This window comes from Komagataeibacter melomenusus, from assembly GCF_013155395.1.
GTDB lineage: Bacteria > Pseudomonadota > Alphaproteobacteria > Acetobacterales > Acetobacteraceae > Komagataeibacter > Komagataeibacter melomenusus.
Genome location: NZ_JABJWC010000112.1, coordinates 1 through 630, shown reverse-complemented (window position 1 = coordinate 630; position 630 = coordinate 1). Strand labels below are relative to the sequence as shown.

1 protein-coding gene is annotated in these 630 nt (G+C 67.8%); it reads right to left on the bottom strand.

Annotated elements, in window-relative coordinates; translation table 11 throughout:
* The coding region (locus HNW77_RS17280) for a 1-deoxy-D-xylulose-5-phosphate synthase N-terminal domain-containing protein (RefSeq protein ID WP_275942164.1) at nucleotides 1-630 on the bottom strand (630 nt) is incomplete at both ends.

Here is a 630-nt window from a genome sequence, read left to right as displayed (position 1 = left end):
ACAAAGTGCCGCCGGTCATGATGCCGCGCGCGTATTCATCGGCCTTCTTGGCGGTGCGCTCGAGGCGACCGGGCAGGCGCTTGGCCATCTTGGCGGCGAGTTCACGCAGGTTGAGGAACTTGCGCGACGACATCAGCCGCGACAGGTAGCTCGACATCGCGCCCACCGGGGGGGCGATCGACATCTCGTTGTCGTTGAGCACCACGATCAGGCGCTCGGCGCCGGGGCCGCAATGCGAGGCGTTGTTCATCGCCTCATACGCCATGCCTGCCGAGATCGAGCCATCGCCGATCACCGCGATCACGTTGCGCTCGCGGTAGGAGGGGTCTTCCTCCGCGCGCAGGTGGTGGGCGACGGCCATGCCGAGGCCCGCCGAGATGGAGGTGGAGGAGTGGGCCGCGCCAAACGGGTCGTATTCGCTCTCGCTACGCCGCGTGAAGCCCGAAAGCCCGCCCGGCTGGCGCAGGGTGCGGATGCGATCGCGCCGCCCGGTCAGGATCTTATGGGGGTAGGTCTGGTGGCCCACATCCCAGATCACGCGGTCGGCAGGGGTGTCGAACACGGCATGGAGTGCCACGGTCAGTTCAACCACGCCCAGCGAGGCACCAAGGTGGCCGCCGGTGGTGGACA